We start from the raw sequence: 3911 nt of genomic DNA, 5'->3' as shown, positions 1-3911 counted from the left end.
ACCGCGGCATTATCATAGACCCAGCAATTGCCATCATGGGATAAGTTACTTTCATTTTCAATAAAACCGCCGAGGTCCCCCGCCTTAACATCATCGAAATCTCTTAGAGCACGAATGCGGTGTAAAGTAAGACCATCAAAAGTGAATTTTTCATTGGTAAATTCGTATTTTTTCATTGGAAATTCTTTCTTAACGTAAAAAGTTTTGAAATTGACACCTTATAAAGGCGCCGGGCGCTCAAAACACGGCGTTAAGTCCGTTGCTATGCTTTCCCCTAAAAAGGGTATTGTATGGCATAGCTACACCCGACAAAATCACTATATATGCTAACAAAAGCATAAAAGATAGTCAGTATTTTAAGAAGTGGATAAGGTCGTTTCGTAACCTACCCGCTTAACGTAAAGTGTTTTGATCACTTGATTATTTATATAACAAAATACGTATTTATTGTCAAATAATATTTTATCTTTTTTGATATTTTTTTCTTATTTTTTAAATACGTTGTGTATTGATAATAACTTATGCTTATTAATTGCTTCTTTTATATTTATGTGCTTTTAAAGCTATATTATAAGATTTATAAAACGATTGCGTTATTTTCTGAATCTATACATTTATAATATTTAAAAACGCTCTCATAATGCGTATTTTAAACTTTATAACCTATCAATTTTGTCACTAAATGGCTTCTAAGATTTCTGTTAATTTCTTTTAATAACACATTTTAGACTTAACAGCCTTATAGGGACTGTCTTTATAACAAATGCTTTCATTTGCATTTTTGCTTTCTCTATAGTTGTTATGTTCTTTATAGCCATGGCATCATTTTTCATGTTCATAAGAGAAATGATAAATAGGATAATTGCGATTTATTGTCTGTTATGAAAACACTTATGAAAACATCTCAATAGAAACTGATCATTATAGAGATGAGCAAAATCCCTTTTAATAAACTTTTGTCAGTCTTGTCAGTTCTTTTTAGAACCTATATCATTTTTTTTAAATGAGAGAAAATTAAAATCATTATATTTCAATAAGTTAAGTTTTATCAATTTTTCAAAATACAACTTATTAAAACAGCCATAACAAATAAATACAACTGTAAATATATATTTGTCAGTTTATGTCAGTACATTGAATCGACAAAAGTGATCATTTAGTGAATGATTAAAACATGTCTTATGAGAGTATGTAATCTTTAAAGCCTTTCAAAAGATAGTTTGTAACTCATATGAAATGCTATCAAGACCATTATGGTTATGAGTTTTGAAGATTTTGAGTATTTTGAGGGGTCCTTTTACCCCCCTTTATATATTTTTTTCAATCAAAAAATAAAAGTTATTATATTTCAATATGTTAATGTTTTAAATAAACAACCTATATTACACAAAACACGTAAATACAATCTGTAATATATATAAAAAGGGGTTTTGAAGGTATTTTGAGGGTTTGAGAAACATTCAAAACCTATAAGTAATATAAGAAAATGAATATACATAACTCTCTTTAAACAAAGCTTCTGATAACAATAAAGTTATCATTTTAGATTACGGTATAATCTTTTAAAGGCAATGTAAAAAATCTAATTCACTTTAAGATGGGATTTCTTATAAGCCTTAAAGCAATCCAAAGTACAGTGTTAAAAAGTGCAAATGCTCTTTTTTAGAATAATGCATATAAACATTCCTTTTAAAGATTGTATGTAAGCAATCTAACAAGAGAGGTATAGATTATGGTTATAAGACCTTATACCCCTTGTAAGGTTATCACACTCATTATGTGAGCATGCTTTAATAAGCTTATTCAGTTTCTCTTATTTCTAATTTTGGTAAGTTCTTAACAATCTTCATTGTTTCTAAACTTACGGTAATAACCCTTTGAAATAACTCTAGAGGGTAGGCAGGGTTGCCAACGGTTTCAACAGCATAGCGATTGGCATCATTCACAATACCACTCTTTTTATCAGTCTTTACACATTGACGCTCCATAACCCATTCAAGAGCGGGTTTACCATTAACGATATACTCATAAGCTTCAAGAGGGATGTCTGTTATTGTGATATTGCTGTTGTAAATAACTGTAGATTTATCCTTTTCCTTACTATTCTTAATTTTTGCGAATTTCATTTCTGTAACGTAATAAAATTTTTCGGGATTAGAGATCTCTGTTTGTTTTGGATTACCCTTTTTAAAGGTCACTGGATAAGGCTCTACAGTCTCATAATTCACGTGCAAATGCCCTAGTTCACGTCCAGCATTAACAAACTTCCAAAAATCTTCAGCGCTTTTTACACAAGGGATGCGAGGCAACTCTTTAGAGAGGTTATCAGCATAACGGGCACGATAATCTTCTGAGTGAAGTAGACCGTATACGTAATAAAAGATATCTTCTTTTATTATAGTCTCATTAGGATAAGCAGCTTTAAAATGCGCTAGTCCCTCATCCGTAATGGCATCACTCCTCTGTAAATCAGCTGTTTTGCTGTCTTCTGTAGAATCCGTAAATAAATGAGTTTGTTTCTTGTTTTTATCTTTTGAGACCGTAGTGTCTTCGTAAATATAGCGTGGAAAGCATTGTCCATTTTCTATCACCTGAACATCGGGCAGAGCCGTAGTCATAAGCACAGAAAAGCCTCCCATTGCTCCTATGCCTGTAATTTGTATCACTCTGTTTTCAACCGCTTGCCCTATAGGAAATATCCGCGGCATTTGATAGACTCTATGGTTAAAAATACGACTATAGTAAAGCCATTGCTTCGTAAAAGGACGATATAGGCTTTGAATAAGACATTTATCTTCAAATTCAAAAACCTTTCCTCTTACAAACTCTTCTTTCAGACTACTACTCCAACAAATTTTTGTAGCATCAACACTAACAAAATCGTTTACAGCATTTGCACGTAACTTACGGTCAGCATGCGGATAGACATTATTAAAACGTTCCACTTCGCTATTATAGAAAGCAATCATATAACTCATGTTTTTTGCTAAAACCTCACGATTTGAGTTATATGCCCAAGCATCACGATTAGTTTGTATACCACACGAAAAAGTTTCAAAGAGCTTTTTCTTATTATTACCTTTCTTAACACCTATGGCTAAAAATGCTTTAAAATTGTCATCACGTTGATTTATCCAATCACCGTGCTTATCTGGTATAATGATTTGCCAACCTTGTTTACTCCGTGTAATACCATTAATGCTTCCAAGGGATTCAATCATTGTAAGCTTTTCTTGCCTCGTGAGATAGTCTCCAATATCACGAAAATATATCTTACCACGCTGTTGTGCATTTGGATTTTTTACGAGAATGGAAATCGCTATAGGGGCTCGAGATCCAGAACCAAAAATTTTACCACCTTCTTTTCGAGAAAGTTCTCCAGAAGTTCGTTGGTTACCCCGTAAATGGAAAATATAAAGGCTGCTAAATTCCTCAACGAGGCACTTTCGTAGACTGTCCGTAGAACTTCCATTAATAAAACCGGCATTTGTAACAAAACCAATAATACCACGGTCTTTTATACGGTCACTTGCCCAGCGAATAGCACGAATATAGCTATCATAAATTGCTTGCATATTGGTTGCTTTTGAATGAGCAGCATAAGTTTCACTAATACGTTTATCTAAAATCGGATAGGGTGTGTTTTTTGCATTATCATTTTCGTTTTTTTGCTTTGTTGAATAAGGAGGATTGCCGAAGATAACTTCAATATTGAGGTTTTTCTGAAGTTCTAAATATTCACTGTTTTTCTCTAGTAAACCTCTCATCAGATCTTGTTTTTCAAGCATCCGGAATGTATCGGTTAAACCAATATGTTTGAAAGGAATATACTCTCCTTTCTTCAAACTATGATAAGTCGATTCAATGTTAATGGCTGCTATGTAATAAGCCAGTAAAACAATCTCATTGGC

Annotated in this window: 1 protein-coding gene; it reads right to left on the bottom strand. The window is 32.6% G+C overall.

What is annotated here, in order from left to right; genetic code table 11:
• Positions 1–1799: 1799 nt before the first annotated feature.
• Positions 1800–3911: type ISP restriction/modification enzyme (locus tag ACFIK3_RS09020; RefSeq protein WP_375676586.1), on the bottom strand; the 2112-nt coding region annotated here is incomplete at its 5' end.

The sequence above is a fragment of the Bartonella sp. CB10SXKL genome (assembly GCF_042195515.1).
GTDB lineage: Bacteria > Pseudomonadota > Alphaproteobacteria > Rhizobiales > Rhizobiaceae > Bartonella.
This window is presented reverse-complemented; position numbering and strand designations above follow the sequence as displayed.